The following is a 17,452-nucleotide window of genomic DNA, read 5'->3' on the forward strand; positions in this document are numbered from 1 at the left end:
TGATGTCCAAAATTTTGTTTCGTTCACTAACTCAAGGTTAGCTACTAAAAACTTTATTGATTACGTTTTGCTTGTTCAGTTTTCAAGGTTCATTTTTTCACTGTCGATCAGCGACAGGATTTAATTATATCAAAATATTAATATATTTGTCAACAACTATTTCGAAATGTTTTTTCACTGTCGATGTGACAGGATTTTATTCTATCAAAATATCAATATGTTTGTCAAACTTATTTTGAAATATTTTTCACTGTCGAAGTGACAGGAATAACAATATATCATGATTACTTTTCACTTGTCAACACGTTTAAACAATTTTTCAATACATTAGATTTAACGACAGCTAAATCATACTATTAAATAGAATCAATCCTTTCAATTAAAGGAACACTCATAAGGTTACTATCATTAGGTCTAAATAAATAATTAACCTCTTAGACGGAAACGAAGTTTTTAAACATATTCGCTTCCACTCTCTGTGTATGTTGATTTATACAAGGTTACTCGTTTGGATTCTGCTACAAACATAGCAGGAGAAATGCGAATTTTTTAGGAAAGGTTTTTATCCTTCATTATAAAAGCTACTCATATGTACATTAGCGAATCTCCCTTTGTTATTCGCTACATAAATGCTCCATAAGTGTTGCATAATCCAAATTGCCGTATTGTATTACTTGCCCATCCTTTTCTACTACTGGAATCATGAGCATATACATTTCATGTATGCTCTCATCTTCTTCAATATCAATAATTTCTATATCAAAATCTATATCTTCCTGTACAAGCTTTAATGTATGCAATCCCTCTACACATAGCCCACAATTAGCTCGACTAAAAAATTTCACGTTCAATTACAGCACCTCCCTTATGAGCTATTATAAAACGAAACAGCTATCTATAAACAATTTATCGAGAAATAGCACCAATTATTAAAATAGTTCTAACTTTTCTTATCCCTAAAACAGTAAAATAATCGGATACATGGATTATTCCATTAGGGTTCTAACTATAAAAGACTGTGCAAGGTCATACTTTCTGCACAGTCTTCTTTCATATTATTTTTTCAGATGGTTATCTAAGAATTTCAGCATTGCATTGTAGAATTCGATTTTATTTTCTTCATTTTGGAAACCATGGCCTTCATTATCCTTCACCATGTATTCTACATTGACGCCTCTTGCACGTAACGCTTCAACAATTTGATCAGATTCAGCTTTGTTTACACGTGGATCATTTGCACCTTGAGCGACGAATAATGGTGTTTTAATTTTATCCACGTGGAAGACAGGTGAAACTGCTGTTAATAGCTCTTTATCCTTCTCTGGATGCCCTACACGCTCATATAACATTTCACGCATTGTTTCCCAGTATGGAGGAATTGTATTTAATAGCGAAAAGATATTCGATACACCCACATAATCAACTGCTGCTGCATATAGATCTGGTGTGAAAGCGATGCCTGCTAAAGTTGCATAACCTCCAAAAGATGCACCGTAAATTCCGATACGTTTTGGATCTGCAATACCTTGGTCGATTGCCCATTGTACACCATCCGTAATGTCATCTTGAATTTTGAGACCCCACTGCTTATTACCAGCCTCAAGGAACTTTTTACCGTATCCAGCCGAAGAACGGAAATTCATTTGTAGTACCGCATAACCACGGTTTGCTAGTAGTTGCACCTCAGGATTAAAGCCCCAAGTATCACGGCCCCATGGCCCACCATGTGGATTGACGATAAGTGGCAGATTTTTAGCCTCTTTATTTTTTGGTAAAGTTAAATAACCATTAATTGTTAGACCATCTCGACTTTTATATGAGATTGGATGCATTTCTGCAAGCTCTTCTTGTTTTAACCAAGGGCTTAATGTTGCCATTTCTGTCATTTTATCTGTTTTTGAATCGTAATAATAATATTTTCCGTAAACAGTGTCACTCGAAACACTAACAATAAATTTTGTCATTTCTTTATTGTAATCATTAATTCTTAATTCACTTTCATGAACTCCTAATTTGTTTTGAATTTTACGGAATAGTTTTTCAAAGTCCTTGTCAAAAAATTGATAGTGTATTTTATCTGTTATATATCCACCGTATACTAATTTATCTTTCTCAGGACTATATAATACACCTATTACATCCACTTCTGAGTTGGACATAATTACTTCTTCATTACCTTTTAAATCATATTTAACCACTTCTACTTTATCTCTTCCTTTATTAGAAGTTGCGATAATATGTTTATTGTCTTTAGAGAAAGCAAGTGGCATTACTTCATCTCCTGCTTTCATTTCAATAAATGGCTTAAATTCGTCTTTCTCTGAGTCACGGTAAAGAATAGTTCCTTCTACACCATCTGAAGTAACTGCCATACGTACTTTTCCATCATGATCTGCTAACCAACTCGAAATATTACCTGGATTTTTAGCAACTTGCGTAGTTTTTCCAGTCTTCACATTAAGCTTGTATACATCAAAGACCTTTGCATCTTCTTTATTCATCGTAATAAGGATTTCGTCTTTAACGCCCTGTAAACCACTTAAGAACCTAACTGTTACATTTGGATAAGGAGTTAAATCTTTTTCCTTATTACCATTAAATTTTGTTGAATAAATGTGGAAGTTTTCATCGCCACCTTTATCCTTTAAATATAGTAAATTATTATCTTTCCAGAATGACCCGGCAATATCACGGTCCTTTGAGCTAGATACACGCACTGGCTCACTATCATCATTCATTTTCTTTACGTACACATTCGAACGATTTTTCCACGCAGAGTTATAAGTAATATAATTTCCGTCTGGTGAAAGTTGATAGCCGACGCTTCCAGGGTTTTTCATGAAATCTTCTACAGAAATTTCTTTCACGCCTTTATTACTGACAGCGTTTTTCACATTTTTAGCGTTGTTTAAAATTTTGACCGCATCTTGTTTAGTAATCGTTTCACTATTCGAAAGACCATTAAATAAACCAAGCTTATTTGCTTTTTCTTGATACTCAGCAAGTGTTGCTTCTTTTTCTTCTTTATTTAAAGCTCTTACTAAAATACGTGCCACTTCATCACGTTTAATATTGCCACTTAAATCTTTTAATTCTGCGCCTTTTACCCAAGTATCAATGATTTCCTGACGCATTGTCTCAGATCCATGCTGGAACGTAAGGGCTGTTACCGTTAAATCTAAAAACTCCTTAGCAGATAGACGTTCCTCTCTTACTTCTACTTGACTGCTAGTTTCATTGGACGCGCGCACTTCCTGCATAGATACAGGAATGACAGCAGATGTCGTTAAAATAACCGCTAATGATGCTGATAAAAATCTTTTTTTCAAAATGATTCCCTCCTATTATCAATTCGCGTTATACACTTTTTTGTCAATACATTGAATTTATACCAACTTATGTATGTTCGTCAATTTTCTGATCCACTAGATTAAAAGGTATGAAAACGATTCATACATGAGTAGATAAACGGTATATATATATATATTCGTCATCATAGGTGCAAATAACTGATGACAGAACGAATTCCCCATTACTTTTTGTAAAACAGTGATGATATCCTCTTGATCGTGTTGAGCAAACAATGGCCAACCTACTCCCTGCCTTAGCATTTAAGACATTCTTATCCTTAGTCAAATGATAAAAACTTCCTGCTTAGATACAGGAATAACAGCTGATGTCGTTAAAATAACTGCACATATTGCTGATAAAAATCTTTTCTTCAAAATGTTTACTCCATATCAATACAGTTATATTGTTAGCACTTTTAAACCAGTAAAGAAGTGAACTACAAATGAGTTCACTTTTTAAATATAATATTCAATCGCCTCAGCATTATTCGTTTGGAATCGGAAAGAAGTTAAAATTTTCGACTTGCTCCACCACCAGCAGATGAGCCTCCTCCGAATCCGCCAAAGCCACTTCCTCCAGAGCGACCACTGCCAAAGCCACCTGGATAACCGCCACGTCGACCCGAACGAGGCCCTCCCCCTCTACCGCTTGATACAACAATAACTATGATCACGATTAAAATAATTATCCATGTAGGCATTCCTTCATTGTCAGTTGTATTTCCAGGCACCTCTCCATCCCAATCGTACTCTTGCGCGACATTTTGAAATACTTCCGCGTACGTTGCTTTAAATGCCTTATCCATATTTTCAGCACCTGCATTTGGATAAAACGCATCATCTAAAATGCGCCCCAGTTTGCCATCTGGTAATGCCCCTTCAAGGCCTTGGCCTACCGCGATCACAACATCATTATTGCCTTTTCCCTGCCCAAACGTTGCTAAAATTAACACACCATTATTTTTTTGAGCATCACCAATACCCCAAGAGCGAATCATTTTTGTAGCATACATTTTTGGTTCTTGACCATTAATATTATCTACTGTTACGACCATAATTTCAGCACCTGTACCTTTATCTAGCTGCTCTGAGTAACGATTGAGTTCTTCCTCCACAGAGGCAGATAAAACATTTGCAAAATCATGAATATACGTATTTTCCATCGGCGTTGGCATTGCGGCATCTGCTGTTCTAATAGTTAAACTAAATATGAAGCCAACAATAGCAAGTTGGGTCATCAACCGTTTCATTATTGTTTACCTGAACCGCTAAAATCTATAGATGGTGCCTTTTCAGCACCGGCAGCAGCTTTAAAGTATTCCCTCTGTTCAAAACCAAACATCCCAGCAATTAAATTGCCTGGGAAACGTTTGACTGTTTTATTAAAAGCCTGCACTTCATTGTTATAGTCTTCTCGGGCAACAGCTAAACGGTTTTCAGTCCCCGCTAATTCATCCATTAATTGACGGAAGTTTGCATCTGCCTTTAAATTCGGATAATTTTCTACAACTACTAGCAATCGACTAAGTGCTCCATTCAATGCATCATTGGCAACCGCTTGCTCCTTTGGACTTTGAGCATTTCCCATTTGTGCACGTGCGTCTGCAATGCTAGCGATAACCTCTTTTTCATGGTTGGCATATCCTTTTACAGATTCTACTAAGTTCGGAATCAAATCGAAGCGACGTTGTAGCTGATTTTCAACTTGAGCCCATTTCGAATCAACGCCTTCCTCGGCAGTTACAAGGCTATTGTATTTTGGTATAAATAGTAAGGACAATACAACTAAAATAATAACGATAATTCCGATAGGTCCAAATATTTTTTTCAACTTTAAAACCACCTTCGCTTTCTTTTAGCTATCACTCAAAATCAGAAATACTATTTATTTTGATGATGAGCTATTCTTTTCATTACCACTAATGTGCAACAAAAAAACATCTCTATTCTACATATATGCAAACGCATCAATACCGTATGAAATTTGTCTAACGTGCCATACTTAATATGTAACAAAACTATGATATATAGGAGGCGCTTTTTTTGACACAATCGTTTCAAAATGAATCATCAAACCAAACATCATTCAACCAGCAACAAAGCCTAAATCATGGTGGACATGAGGTAATGGACATGCATGAAACAATTGGAGAAATCATTGCTGGAATGAATCAATCCATCTTTTTACGTCAACATGTTAAGGATCCGGAGTTACTTAGCATTTTGGATCGCCAATATAATTTCACATTAGGTATGTATAACACAATTGTGGAATCATTTAAAACAGGGCATGATCCTACTGTACCTACGGGACGCTATCAAATGGAGACAGGAAATGATTTTAAATATGGATTAAATCCTGGCCAACCTAAAAAGCCTATGCAAAATGCAAGCGAGCTCAACGACGAAGCAATCTCTGGCTTCCTATTAGGTGCTCAAAAAGGGGCAGCAAAATGTATGACTGCTGCCGCAACTGAAACTACAAACCCTGTAGTTCGACGAGTTGTTGCTGATAGTATTCCCAACTGCATCGAAATGGCATACGAATTATCTATTTACCAAAATATGCATAGCTACTATCAAGTACCACAATATTCTCAACAAGATATGCACACGATGCTTAATTCGTTCGACACAACAACAAATCCCCTACATTAATAATAAAAAAACAAGAGCAGTCCCATATGTGATGCATCATCACAAGGGGCTGCTCTTATTTAATGAACTATAAATTTTCCTCGCTCGTTTTGCGGATTACAAAAAGCTTCTCTCTTCGACCACTAGCCAACACGATCTCTAACTCCACAGTCAAAACCCATTACACATGTTACTTTTTTGCAAAAAAAAAGAATCCCCTCAGATAGGATTCTTTTTTTCGACTAGTTTAACTAGTCTTCACGTACAGTATGTTCACTAAAAAATAATTTGGAGTTGTTGCTTTTTTGAAGGTTTGAAAGGAACAGATACGGGAATAATGCCTACTAGGTAATATTCCCATTAATTTCCCTCTCTTTCTCCTCTAAGCAGGCTGCTAAACTACTTATTAGGAGAATTCGAGTTATAAAAATATATTAAATAATCAGTAAAATGGCGCCCTCGGAGGGAATCGAACCCCCAGTGCAAGAACCGGAATCTTACGTGTTATCCATTACACCACGAGGGCAATTGAGCACAAAAAAAAAGTACCCACTAGGCTTAACAAAAAGCATGATGTAGATAATCCTCATTTGAAGCATACCTGACAAAATAGTGTACTGTACTTTAACTTATGACCTTATTCATTATACAAACGTATTGCTCATAATTCAACTATAGAATGTAAAACATTTAAACTTTTTTTATCTTCATACAGTAAGTGTCAAAATAACTAGTAAATAAAATGCAGCCACCATTGTACGTCACGCACTAGAAAGGAATTTAATGTACGGGCTTCAGGCGCATCATTTATCTACGTAAAGGCGAAATTATTTTAATTTATTTCACTTTAACAGGGTTAATATTTGACCTTCCCTGACTATAATGTGTATGATAAGGATACAGCTGAATACGATGGAAGTTTTCAGCAAAAGTATTCGAATTTAGTTTTCTAAGGAGGATTTAACATGAATTTAATTCCTACAGTTATTGAACAAACAAGTCGTGGTGAACGTGCGTACGACATCTATTCACGACTACTAAAAGACCGTATTATCCTATTAGGAAGTGCAATTGACGACAACGTTGCTAACTCAATTGTTGCTCAACTCCTATTCCTACAAGCAGAAGATCCAGATAAAGATATCTTTCTTTATATTAACTCACCAGGTGGATCAATTACTGCCGGCATGGCAATTTATGACACAATGCAAATTATCAAGCCACAAGTACAAACAATTTGTATCGGTATGGCAGCATCTATGGGTGCTTTCCTACTTGCAGCTGGTGAACCAGGTAAACGTTTCGCATTACCGAATGCTGAAGTAATGATTCACCAACCACTTGGCGGTGCACAAGGTCAGGCGACTGAAATCGAAATCGCTGCAAAACGTATTTTATTCTTACGTGAAAAATTAAACGGTATTTTATCAGAACGTACAGGTCAACCACTTGAAGTCATTGCAAGAGATACAGACCGCGATAACTTCATGACTGCTGAGCGCGCAAAAGAGTACGGCTTAATCGACCAAATTATGGATCGCAACGACCGTAAATAAAAAAGACGAAAGGCATCTAAGGTTTATTCCTGAGATGTCTTTTTTTGTTTGCTTTGATGGGTCTACCCTGATTCGGCTCTTCTTTCCGACGCTTTGACCTTTCTCCCATCGCTCCGACTCCGACTCTACTCCCTATGACTTCAATCTTCCTATCCCTCATCCTATCCCTCATGTCGACGATCGATACAGGATAACATTGGCCTTCATTTTAAGTTATACAAATATCCAACAAAAATAGGACTTGCTTTTTCAATATGAAAGCGCAAAAAAACTGCCCAATATGTAATTTTTACCTCTTGGACAGTTTCTGCATTATGCATTATGCGTTTTATTAATCTTCTTTTTCAATTAGGGCTGCTAATGCTGTAACCGCTTGCTCAGCATCGTTACCATCACCGCTAAGGACAACTTCTGTTCCTTTTGCAATGGCTAAGCTCATAACACCCATAATGGATTTAGCATTTACTTTTTTCTCGTCTTTCTCAAGAAAGATATCTGCGCTAAAGCGATTTGCTTCTTGTACAAATAGCGCTGCTTGTCTAGCTTGTAGTCCTAATTTTAATTTTACATGGACTCTTCTCTCGGTCATTCTTAAAACTCCCCTTTACTACCGTTCATCTTATTATTTTTATATTACCTTACTTACTAGCAAAAGAACAACACGTACCTGAAAAGTATGAAAATTTAGCCACCAATTTTTTCGCCACTTCTTAATGCATCGGCAATCTCATCAATTTTACGTAATCGATGATTGACACCTGATTTACTAACCGTTCCACTTGATACCATTTCACCAAGTTCTTTCAGTGTTACATCTTGATATTCTACTCGTAATCGCGCTATTTCACGAAGTTTTTCTGGTAATTGATCGAGACCTATTGAATTTTCAATAAATCGGATGTTCTCTACTTGACGTAATGCGGCACCTATTGTTTTATTTAAGTTCGCTGTTTCACAGTTAACAATACGATTAACACTATTTCTCATATCTCGTAATATGCGGACGTCTTCGAACTTCATCATTGCTTGATGAGCCCCAACAATATTAAGGAAATCGGAAATTTTTTCAGCTTCTTTTAAATAAGTTACAAAGCCTTTTTTTCGTTCAATTGTTTTTGCATTTAGCTCAAATTCATTCATCAAATCCATTAAAGCCTCGCCATGTTCTTTATATAATGAATAAATTTCTAAATGGTAGGCTGATGTTTCTGGATTGTTGACCGAACCTCCAGCTAAAAATGCTCCTCGTAAATATGCTCTTTTTTGGCCACCCTTTTTAATGAGCTCCCGAGAAATAGTATGATTAAATTGAAAGTCGTCTGAGATGATTTCTAAATCAATTAGTAGCTCACGCGCACCTTCTCTAACACGGCAAATGTATACGTTATTTTTTTTCAAACGCATTTTTTTTCTAACAAGCAACTCTACATTATATGGATATAGCTTTTTCATAATCGTATAAAGTCTTCTTGCGATTGCAGCGTTTTCGGTTTGTACGTCTAAGCTTAACTGCTTATTAGCGAAAGATAATGAACCATTCATACGAATTAGGGCAGATACTTCTGCTTTCATACAATGATTGTCCGCTTCTATTTGAGTTAATTCCTTTTTCGTTTCAGAAGCAAAAGACATATCACGCCCTCCTTTCAACCTTTTGTTCTATGTATATGCCATCTTATCATATACAATAAGCGCTTTATAATTCACTAACTTTTTGCCTCATAGATTTTTGCATAATCTACAAGCCATTCCGCAACATTTGCCGCATTATGACGAACCGTTCCATCAGGACGAATCGTGGCAATATCTCGTTGAATAACCTCTAATCGCATGCTTTCGAGCTTGGCAACGTCGAACGTTACCGGCTCAGCACACTCTTCCTTATAAAGCTCTTTTACAGGATAAGGAAGCTTTACATCATTTACTAAAATAGAATCAATGAAGGCGTCTCCAACATGGTCATATATAGCTTTCACATGATCACCTGCTGTATAGGAAATGGTTTCACCTTTTTGAGTCATTAAATTACAAACGTAAATTTTTCTTCCTTTTGCCTTTACAACAGCTTCTCCAATTTCTTTTACAAGAAGGTTTGGAATTATACTCGTATATAAACTTCCCGGACCAATTAAAATATAGTCGGCACGATTGATTGCTCGAATAGCCTCTGGTAGCGGTTTCACGTTTTCAGGCACTAAAAAAACTCGATTAATTCGTTTTTTAGCCAAAGGAATTTTAGATTCACCTTCAATGATAGACCCGTCCTCAAGTTCGGCATGTAAATTTATCTTTTTATTAGCTGCTGGTATGACGCGGCCATGCACCTTTAAAACTTTTCCCATTTCACTAATAGCATGGTTAAAGTCACCAGTAATATCTGTTAAAGCCGTTAGCATTAAATTACCTAATGAATGACCACGTAAATCTTCCGATGCTAAAAATCGATATTGAAACATTTGCTCTACAAGCGGCTCAACATCCGATAACGCTGCGATAACATTACGGACATCACCGGGTGGTGGAATATCATAGTCATCTCGTAAGCGTCCTGAAGAACCACCATCATCTGCTACTGTAACAATTGCAGTAATATCAAATGGGTGGTGCTTGAGGCCTCGCAGCAGGGTAGAAAGCCCTGTGCCACCACCTATTACAACAAGCTTTGTTCGCTTCTTTCCCATTTACTCAATCCTTTCTACGATTGATGTCACGATGCGCAATAACAGTTTTTTCCTTCCCAGCTAAATATGCTCCGAAATATTCCGCTAATGTTACTGAGCGATGCTGTCCTCCAGTACATCCAAAAGCAATAACAAGTTGTGATTTGCCCTCTTGTCTATAAAGTGGAATCATAAATTCAAACAAATCCGTAAGTTTTTGAATGAGTGTTTGCGTATCCTCAAGTGCCAGCACATAAGAAGATACCTCAGTTTGTAATCCTGTTTTATGACGTAACTCCTCTACATAATATGGATTTTTTAAAAAACGGACATCAAACACTAAGTCGGCATCGATCGGCATACCATGTTTAAATCCAAAAGACATAATATTTACTGAGAATATATTATTGGCATCATTTGCAAATTCTTTTGCGATTTTTTCACGTAGCTCTTTTGGCTTCATATTGGATGTATTATAAACAAATTTAGCGCGCCCCTTTACTTCCGATAAAAGATTACGTTCTCGTTTAATGCCATTTAATAGCAATCCATTTGCAGCCAAAGGATGTGCACGTCTTGTTTCCTTATAACGTCTAACTAACGTTGCATCATCTGCATCTAAAAATAAAATTCTTGCAACTATATCGCCTTCTTTAAGCATATGGTCGAGGGCGCCAATAAGAGAATCAAAAAAGTCGCCGCCACGCATATCCATGACAGCTGCTATACGTGTAATATTTTTACCCGAATCCCTTAGTAGGGTTAAAAATGTTGTGAGTAACGCTGGTGGTAAATTATCAATACAGTAATACCCTAAATCTTCAAAGCTTTGAATAGCTACTGTTTTCCCAGCTCCAGACATTCCTGTAATAATAACTAATTCATGTTTACCTTTTAGGTCTTCAACCACCACTGTCATGCAGCTCCTTTAGTGTTCTATTGATATTTGTATTTTCTCATGAAGTAATTCAAAATCAGTCGTATATTCAAATGTACCGTACTGAATGCCTGATTGTGAAATAGCAAATTGTAAATTTGTTCGATCACCTTCAGCCATTGGCAAATGTTTCAAGTCCTCTACTGGGTGCCATGCGAGTTTGCCTTCTCTAGTTTCTTTAAACGGTATGCCTTCTATATCCTTTGCAACAAACGTATAAAGCATCCATTCGTCCACTACCTCGTTGTTTTCTTTAATAATCATTGTATAAACACCCTTTAAATGAGCATTTATAGGTGTGACATTTGTTTCCTCTTTAAATTCACGTACAGCAGCCTCATAAATCGACTCACCGCTCTCCATTTTACCGCCAGGAGCTACGTACCAGCCACGTCTCGGCTTCTGAAGTAATAATACTTGATCGTCTTTTATGGCTATTAAATTTGCAATTCTTTGCATAGGCACACCTCTAATCACTTTTACGTTCTTCCTTTTATTATAGCAAGACTAAACAAGGTTTGTCCTCAATTCTAAACTTTAGGCGCATTGCAATTTTAACTTCACCGATACATGTATGGAAACCTATTTTTCAACCTTTATTCAAGCATATGAAACTCCGCCACAAAAAAATTCAAAATTTCCGCTTACAACAAAAATAGGTTGCTCCACCTTATTTGGCGGAAACAACCTACTCAACAAAATAAAAGGGGGATTGCTAATTACACTTTTTATCTTACACCTTTTATATGTCATTCAAGTTACAACTATATTAAGACCGTATTAAAATTGTATTTTTTTCCTTAAAAACTAATCAAAGAGAATCATCACCATAATGTGGGGTTGATGTCCGTTCCGGCTGGGCGCTTTCCTGGAGGCGTCCAGCCTGAACTCCAATCGACTTGTTAACAAAGTGGTATACGTTTTAACAAATGTCATCCACAACTTTTGGTGATGATCCATTCAAAAACAGATTTTAGGAGTGTTCAATTTTAAGCATTAATTTTTTCTAATAATTCTTCCACATAATGCTGTACCGCTTGTGCTGCAATACTTCCGTCACCTGTTGCTGTAACGATTTGACGAAGTGATTTTTCGCGTACATCACCAGCTGCAAAGATACCTGGTACTGTTGTTTCCATATTTTCATTTGTCAAAATATAACCAGCATCATTTAAAATTCCAAGAGACTCGAATGGTTTTGTTAATGGAAGCATACCAATGTATACGAATACGCCATCAGTAACAAAATCAGATTCTGCACCATCTACAGTTGATTGTAATGTTACACTTCCAACTTTACCATCAGCTTCATTGATTTCTTTGACTGTTGCATTCCAAATGAAATCGATTTTTTCGTTAGCAAAGGCCCGATCTTGGAGAATTTTTTGTGCGCGTAATTTATCACGACGGTGCACAATTGTTACTTTATCAGCAAAGCGAGTTAAATAAACGCCTTCTTCAACAGCAGAATCTCCGCCACCTACGACAACAAGATTTTTCTGCTTGAAGAATGCACCATCACATACTGCACAATAGCTGACACCACGGCCTCCAAGTTCTTTTTCGCCAGGCACGCCCATTTTTTTATATTCCGCACCTGTAGAAATAATAATTGCTCGAGTTTTATATTCTTTAGCACCTGATTTTATTGTTTTATATTCCTCACCATCAATAATTTCAGTTACATCGCCATATGCATATTCTGCACCAAATTTCTTAGCATGGTCGAACATTTTTGTTGATAGCTCAGGCCCTAAAATTGTATCAAATCCAGGATAGTTTTCTACTTCTTCTGTATTCGCCATTTGTCCGCCAGGGATCCCACGTTCAATCATTAAAGTTGAAAGGTTGGCACGTGATGTATAAACAGCCGCAGTCATACCAGCCGGACCTGCACCAATTATTACAACATCATAAATTTTTTCTTCTGACATAATACTTCCCCCTAAACAAATACTTTTTTACCTTCATTCAGTAGGTGCGCAAACACCTACTGAATGAAGGTAATGCCTCGGACGCAGCCAAGACTCAATTGATAATAACTTCAGTATGTTCATCGTATGTGAAAGTAAAAAGTTATTCAACTATGTTGCTCACAGTCTAATTATTCGTACTTGGTAAAAACATTAAAATTTCATCAATGTACTTCGATAAAGTTGACACGGATACTCCGTATTGCTGAGCTATCTCTTTTTTTGTCACCTTAAGATTACGAGAAGAGCGGAATAAATAGTCATTTGCTCCTGCAATAGCCGCTGGATTTGTGAAACGATAATTGTTTATCAATGCTTGCTCACAAAGTACAAACCACATTTGGAACATCGGTGCAATTAATGTCGTCAACTTACCATACTGTTCAAGTAAAGTTTCGGACACACTTACTGCTCGTATAAAGCTAGCCTCTACTTTGTTTTTCATATCAAATTGATGTCCTAGTGCATAAGCTAGGAACAGCTTTTCATACGCATTACATTCGTCAACATCTATCCATTTGGGATGTGCGATAATTTCCTGTTTATGCGCTGTACAACTTAGTAAAAATAAACCAAATATGCGTTCACTTGTATAATCGCTCTCCAGCTTCTCCACAATATAATCACGGTCGTGTTCTAATGCATCCAGTGAATACGTGTTTTCTTCTTGACGCCAAGGTTCAAAGCCTTCTTTTTCAGGATCTAGCTCAAGTAGTTGCTCCCATGCACTCTTTGATATTTCTTCATGTCCTGAGAAATAAGCTGCATGAGATAACCAAAAGTAAAAGCCAGCATCGCCTACATAGCCTCTTTTTTGCATGCTACGCAACCATTTAAATGCTAATTCATATTGTCCAACGAGCGCTAATGTTGCACCCAACTTATAGCGATGTTCCCATAAGTATGGCTGAATTTTCACAAGTACTTCTAAAAGATCTTTTAAATCTTCTTCATTTTTTTCATAGTACGCGATAACCGTTAAATTACATAGCGCATGTAAATTCCCTTTATTTTCACGTAATACAGTATTTAGAAGCGCCTTCGCCTGTTCTGCTTCACCAACATAAAAATAGGCAAGGGCTAAGTTGTTATAAGCTGACCAAAAATCCGGTCTATCTTCAATTAACTCTTCTAGCATATTAATAGCTTCAGGGAAATCTCCCTTTTCCATACAACGTCTTGCTTGCTCCTGCCGATATAAATCTTCAGCAGAACCTTCAAGCTCTTCAAAGTCATCCTGCTCAAAATCAACAAAGTCTAATATTTCAGCAGCTTCATCAGCATAAGCACCCTCTGGCTCTATTTCTAAATATTGCTCTGCAAAGCGTTTAGCATCATGTATAATACCGATACATCCTGAAACCTCTGCCATGTAAAAAATAATTTCTGGATTTTCTTTATCTATCTGATAGGCACGACGAAGAAGATCATACGCTTCCTCGAAACGTTGACCCTCTAACTCTACTATCGCTAACTGCAATAAAATCATTGGATCATCAGGACTTAAATCAACTGCTCGCTGTAAATATTTATAGGCTTTATTCATTTGTCCGCTATTCATTGCTTGAATTGATTTTTTATAATAATAGTCGCCTGTTGGAATGAACGACACTATATTCGTTTGATTCTCTTTTTGACGTTTCTTTTCCAATACATTTCCTCCGAAACAAGAAATAAGGAACGTATCATACGTTCCTTTACACAGTAACTTCTATTATAGCATACAATAAGCAATATGCCGTTATTTCTCCTCATGACGTTTTTCTAACACATGTAACACGTCATAAACACTTACTTTTTGCTCTTGTAGTAACACGAGTAGATGATAAATTAAATCGGCAGCCTCCCATTTTACTTCTTCTGTATCGCGATTTTTAGCACCTATAACAACCTCAGTTGCTTCTTCTCCAACTTTTTTACAGATTTTATCGATTCCTTTATCGAATAAATATGTAGTATACGCCCCTTCTGGCATTTCTTGCTCACGTTTCGCAATAACATTGGCAAGTTTAGAAATAATCTCAACAGATCCGACCTTGGCATTTTGCTGAATAATTTCTGTAAAGCAAGAAGTTGTTCCATTATGACAAGCTGGGCCAGAAGGAATTACTTCCACGACTAATGCATCACCGTCACAGTCCGCTTTAATTGACACAACTTTTTGTGTATGGCCACTAGTTGCTCCTTTGTGCCAGAGCTCTTGACGTGAACGTGAGTAAAACCATGTTTCTCCCGATTCAAGTGTTTTTTCAAGCGACTCTTTATTCATATACGCTACAGTTAGTACTTCTTTTGTATTCGCATCTTGTACAACTGCAGTGACAAGACCTTTTTCATCAAATTTAATGCTGTCCATCATCTTACTGCCACTCCTTTTTCACGTAAGTACTCTTTTACTTGTGCTACACTCGTTTCTTTGTAATGGAAGATGGATGCGGCAAGTGCTGCATCTGCATCGACATCTTCAGCTAACACCTCGTAAAAATGGTCGGCATTCCCTGCACCGCCACTTGCAATAACAGGAACTGTCACAGCTTCTCTCACAGCTTTTGTTAAGGCTAAATCAAAACCTGATTTCTCGCCGTCCTTGTTCATACTCGTTAATAAAATTTCACCAGCACCTAAGCGAACCGCTTCCTTCGCCCACTCAGTTGCCTGCCATGATGTTTTATTTCGTCCTCCATGCGTATAAACCATCCATGTAGCATCTTCCTCACTAAAGCGAGCATCAATAGCGACAACAATACATTGTGCGCCAAAAAAATCAGAACCTTCTTTAATCAGCTTCGGTCGCTCTAAAGCAGAAGTATTCACGGATACTTTATCAGCACCTGCACGTAAAATGCGTTTCATATCATCTAATGTACGGATTCCACCACCTACTGTGAATGGAATGGCTAATGTAGCTGCAGTTTGTCGGACGACATCAACCATCGTTTCACGGCCTTCATGTGATGCCGAGATGTCTAGAAACACAAGCTCATCTGCCCCTTGCTCATCATAAAACTTCGCAAGCTCTACTGGGTCACCTGCATCACGTAATGACACAAACTGTACACCTTTTACAACACGTCCTTCTTTCACATCAAGACATGGAATAATGCGCTTTGTTAACATGAGGCCACCCCCTCCAACCACTGCTTTAATAAATACACACCTAGTTCACCTGACTTTTCGGGATGGAACTGCATGCCCGTAATAGAGCCATTTGCAACAATGCCAGGAACCTTAATACCATGGTAATTCGCATAAGCGACAAGCTCTGTTTCATCAATATCGGTCGCATAAAACGAGTGCACAAAATAAACATGCCTTGCCGTCCCTTCGCCCTTTAACCATGAAGGACGCTTTGTTACTACGAGCTCATTCCATCCCATATGCGGTACTCGGTACTTCTGCCCTGCGTTGTCACCACTAAATCGTTTAATGCTTCCTTTAAAAAAGCCCAAACCCTGCGTAGTGGTCACTTCTTCACTTTGCTCAAATAATAATTGCATGCCTAAGCAAATTCCGAGAAGTGGTCGATTTTCAGCTTTCACCTTCTGTAAATATCGATTTAAATTCGTTTCAGCTAAACGTTTGATGGCATCTGGAAATGCCCCAACACCAGGAAGCAACAGCGCATCTGTTGCATCTAGTTCAGTCTCGTCAGATGAGACAATAACCTCACAGCCAAGTCGTTTTAAGGCTTGTTCAACACTAAATAAATTCCCCATTCCATAATCAATAACACCTATTTTCACGTTAACAGCCCCTTAGTCGATGGTACACCTTTCACACGTGGGTCAATTTCCACCGCTGCATCAATGGCACGTGCTAACGCTTTAAAAATTGCTTCGATAATATGATGAGTATTTTGTCCATAAGGTACGATGACATGAACATTCATCCGTGCCTCAAGTGCAAACTTCCACAAAAATTCATGCACTAATTCAGTATCAAAACTACCGACCTTTTCCTTCAAAGGTGGCACACGATATTCTAAGTGCGGACGATTCGAGCAATCTACAACGACCTGTGCAAGCGCATCATCCATGGGCACAAATGCTGTCCCGTAACGCTTTATTCCTTTTTTATCACCGAGCGCTTCACGGATAGCTTGGCCTAAAACAATTCCGAGGTCTTCTGTTGTATGGTGATCGTCTATATAGGTATCACCGTTCGCTTGTATCGTCCCATCAAAAAGCCCATGTTTGATAAATAGATCAAGCATGTGATCCATAAAGCCAACACCCGTTTTAATATCCGCCTTTCCTTCACCATCTAAATCGATAGCTACCGAAATTTGTGTTTCATTGGTTGTACGTTCAACTTTTGCATATCGTTTCTTTTCTGTCAT

Annotated in this window: 17 protein-coding genes and 1 tRNA gene; 2 read left to right on the plus strand and 16 right to left on the minus strand. The window is 37.5% G+C overall.

The window, feature by feature from the left end; translation table 11 throughout:
- Positions 1–614 precede the first annotated feature (614 nt).
- The 4 genes from ACFTQ7_RS23230 to ACFTQ7_RS23245 all read right to left on the minus strand — a co-directional run bounded on the left by ACFTQ7_RS23230 (position 615) and on the right by ACFTQ7_RS23245 (position 5,181).
- A complete protein-coding gene (locus ACFTQ7_RS23230; RefSeq protein ID WP_386831511.1) occupies positions 615–851 on the minus strand; it encodes a glutaredoxin family protein in 237 nt (78 codons plus the stop codon).
- Positions 852–1,055: 204 nt separating this feature from the next.
- The gene (locus ACFTQ7_RS23235) at positions 1,056–3,329 is read right to left on the minus strand and encodes an alpha/beta hydrolase family protein (protein WP_386831513.1); all 2,274 of its coding nucleotides are present in this window, start codon (positions 3,327–3,329) and stop codon (positions 1,056–1,058) included.
- A gap of 530 nt (positions 3,330–3,859) precedes the next feature.
- A complete protein-coding gene (locus ACFTQ7_RS23240) occupies positions 3,860–4,600 on the minus strand; it encodes a TPM domain-containing protein (protein WP_386831515.1) in 741 nt (246 codons plus the stop codon).
- On the minus strand, positions 4,600–5,181 hold the full coding sequence (locus ACFTQ7_RS23245; RefSeq protein WP_386831517.1) for a LemA family protein: 582 nt from the start codon (positions 5,179–5,181) through the stop codon (positions 4,600–4,602). The genes ACFTQ7_RS23240 and ACFTQ7_RS23245 overlap by 1 nt, the downstream gene beginning before the upstream one ends.
- A 212-nt stretch (positions 5,182–5,393) precedes the next feature.
- Between ACFTQ7_RS23245 and ACFTQ7_RS23250 the strand changes: the two genes are divergently transcribed.
- Entirely contained in the window at positions 5,394–6,008 is a 615-nt protein-coding gene (locus ACFTQ7_RS23250) for a spore coat protein (protein ID WP_386831519.1), read from the plus strand.
- 430 nt (positions 6,009–6,438) lie between these two features.
- On the opposite strand, the gene ACFTQ7_RS23255 is transcribed toward ACFTQ7_RS23250, so the two are convergent.
- Positions 6,439–6,513, minus strand: a tRNA-Arg gene (locus ACFTQ7_RS23255).
- 439 nt (positions 6,514–6,952) lie between these two features.
- Between ACFTQ7_RS23255 and clpP the strand changes: the two genes are divergently transcribed.
- On the plus strand, positions 6,953–7,543 hold the full coding sequence (gene clpP / locus ACFTQ7_RS23260) for an ATP-dependent Clp endopeptidase proteolytic subunit ClpP (protein WP_079563765.1): 591 nt from the start codon (positions 6,953–6,955) through the stop codon (positions 7,541–7,543).
- A 331-nt stretch (positions 7,544–7,874) separates the two neighbouring features.
- Here the strand turns inward: clpP and ACFTQ7_RS23265 are convergent, their stop codons facing one another.
- From ACFTQ7_RS23265 to hisB, 11 genes are all read right to left on the minus strand, one after another.
- A complete protein-coding gene (locus ACFTQ7_RS23265; RefSeq protein WP_053485816.1) occupies positions 7,875–8,132 on the minus strand; it encodes an HPr family phosphocarrier protein in 258 nt (85 codons plus the stop codon).
- Positions 8,133–8,227: 95 nt separating this feature from the next.
- Positions 8,228–9,175 (minus strand): DNA-binding protein WhiA, encoded by a 948-nt coding sequence (whiA, locus tag ACFTQ7_RS23270; protein WP_079563766.1) that lies wholly within the window; start codon positions 9,173–9,175, stop codon positions 8,228–8,230.
- Positions 9,176–9,249: 74 nt separating this feature from the next.
- Positions 9,250–10,224 (minus strand): gluconeogenesis factor YvcK family protein, encoded by a 975-nt coding sequence (locus ACFTQ7_RS23275; RefSeq protein ID WP_386831523.1) that lies wholly within the window; start codon positions 10,222–10,224, stop codon positions 9,250–9,252.
- A 4-nt stretch (positions 10,225–10,228) separates the two neighbouring features.
- Complete coding sequence (gene rapZ / locus ACFTQ7_RS23280) at positions 10,229–11,122, minus strand: RNase adapter RapZ (RefSeq protein ID WP_349661849.1); 894 nt, start codon at positions 11,120–11,122, stop codon at positions 10,229–10,231.
- Positions 11,123–11,131: 9 nt separating this feature from the next.
- Positions 11,132–11,599, minus strand: a complete 468-nt coding sequence (locus ACFTQ7_RS23285) for an 8-oxo-dGTP diphosphatase (RefSeq protein WP_386831525.1) — start codon at positions 11,597–11,599, stop codon at positions 11,132–11,134.
- A 530-nt stretch (positions 11,600–12,129) separates the two neighbouring features.
- Entirely contained in the window at positions 12,130–13,074 is a 945-nt protein-coding gene (gene trxB / locus ACFTQ7_RS23290) for a thioredoxin-disulfide reductase (RefSeq protein ID WP_349661851.1), read from the minus strand.
- A 166-nt stretch (positions 13,075–13,240) separates the two neighbouring features.
- Positions 13,241–14,764, minus strand: a complete 1,524-nt coding sequence (locus ACFTQ7_RS23295) for a tetratricopeptide repeat protein (RefSeq protein ID WP_386831528.1) — start codon at positions 14,762–14,764, stop codon at positions 13,241–13,243.
- A gap of 90 nt (positions 14,765–14,854) precedes the next feature.
- Positions 14,855–15,472, minus strand: a complete 618-nt coding sequence (gene hisIE, locus ACFTQ7_RS23300; RefSeq protein WP_386831530.1) for a bifunctional phosphoribosyl-AMP cyclohydrolase/phosphoribosyl-ATP diphosphatase HisIE — start codon at positions 15,470–15,472, stop codon at positions 14,855–14,857.
- Positions 15,469–16,230 (minus strand): imidazole glycerol phosphate synthase subunit HisF, encoded by a 762-nt coding sequence (gene hisF / locus ACFTQ7_RS23305; RefSeq protein ID WP_386831532.1) that lies wholly within the window; start codon positions 16,228–16,230, stop codon positions 15,469–15,471. Before hisF ends, hisIE begins: the two co-directional genes overlap by 4 nt.
- Positions 16,224–16,856: an imidazole glycerol phosphate synthase subunit HisH gene (hisH, locus tag ACFTQ7_RS23310; RefSeq protein ID WP_386831534.1), complete on the minus strand. Its 633-nt coding sequence runs from the start codon at positions 16,854–16,856 to the stop codon at positions 16,224–16,226. Before hisH ends, hisF begins: the two co-directional genes overlap by 7 nt.
- Entirely contained in the window at positions 16,853–17,452 is a 600-nt protein-coding gene (gene hisB, locus ACFTQ7_RS23315) for an imidazoleglycerol-phosphate dehydratase HisB (RefSeq protein ID WP_349661856.1), read from the minus strand. Before hisB ends, hisH begins: the two co-directional genes overlap by 4 nt.

Source organism: Lysinibacillus sp. NPDC056959 (genome assembly GCF_042674095.1).
Taxonomy (GTDB): domain Bacteria; phylum Bacillota; class Bacilli; order Bacillales_A; family Planococcaceae; genus Lysinibacillus; species Lysinibacillus zambalensis.

What these genes read in the sequence shown, in the direction of transcription:
- ACFTQ7_RS23240 (WP_386831515.1), bottom strand. Translation starts at nt 4,600, where the DNA reads ATGAAACGGTTGATGACCCAACTTGCTATTGTTGGCTTCATATTTAGT.
- clpP (WP_079563765.1), top strand. Translation starts at nt 6,953, where the DNA reads ATGAATTTAATTCCTACAGTTATTGAACAAACAAGTCGTGGTGAACGT.
- ACFTQ7_RS23265 (WP_053485816.1), bottom strand. Translation starts at nt 8,132, where the DNA reads ATGACCGAGAGAAGAGTCCATGTAAAATTAAAATTAGGACTACAAGCT.
- whiA (WP_079563766.1), bottom strand. Translation starts at nt 9,175, where the DNA reads ATGTCTTTTGCTTCTGAAACGAAAAAGGAATTAACTCAAATAGAAGCG.
- ACFTQ7_RS23275 (WP_386831523.1), bottom strand. Translation starts at nt 10,224, where the DNA reads ATGGGAAAGAAGCGAACAAAGCTTGTTGTAATAGGTGGTGGCACAGGG.
- rapZ (WP_349661849.1), bottom strand. Translation starts at nt 11,122, where the DNA reads ATGACAGTGGTGGTTGAAGACCTAAAAGGTAAACATGAATTAGTTATT.
- ACFTQ7_RS23285 (WP_386831525.1), bottom strand. Translation starts at nt 11,599, where the DNA reads ATGCAAAGAATTGCAAATTTAATAGCCATAAAAGACGATCAAGTATTA.
- trxB (WP_349661851.1), bottom strand. Translation starts at nt 13,074, where the DNA reads ATGTCAGAAGAAAAAATTTATGATGTTGTAATAATTGGTGCAGGTCCG.
- hisIE (WP_386831530.1), bottom strand. Translation starts at nt 15,472, where the DNA reads ATGATGGACAGCATTAAATTTGATGAAAAAGGTCTTGTCACTGCAGTT.
- hisF (WP_386831532.1), bottom strand. Translation starts at nt 16,230, where the DNA reads ATGTTAACAAAGCGCATTATTCCATGTCTTGATGTGAAAGAAGGACGT.
- hisB (WP_349661856.1), bottom strand. Translation starts at nt 17,452, where the DNA reads ATGACAGAAAAGAAACGATATGCAAAAGTTGAACGTACAACCAATGAA.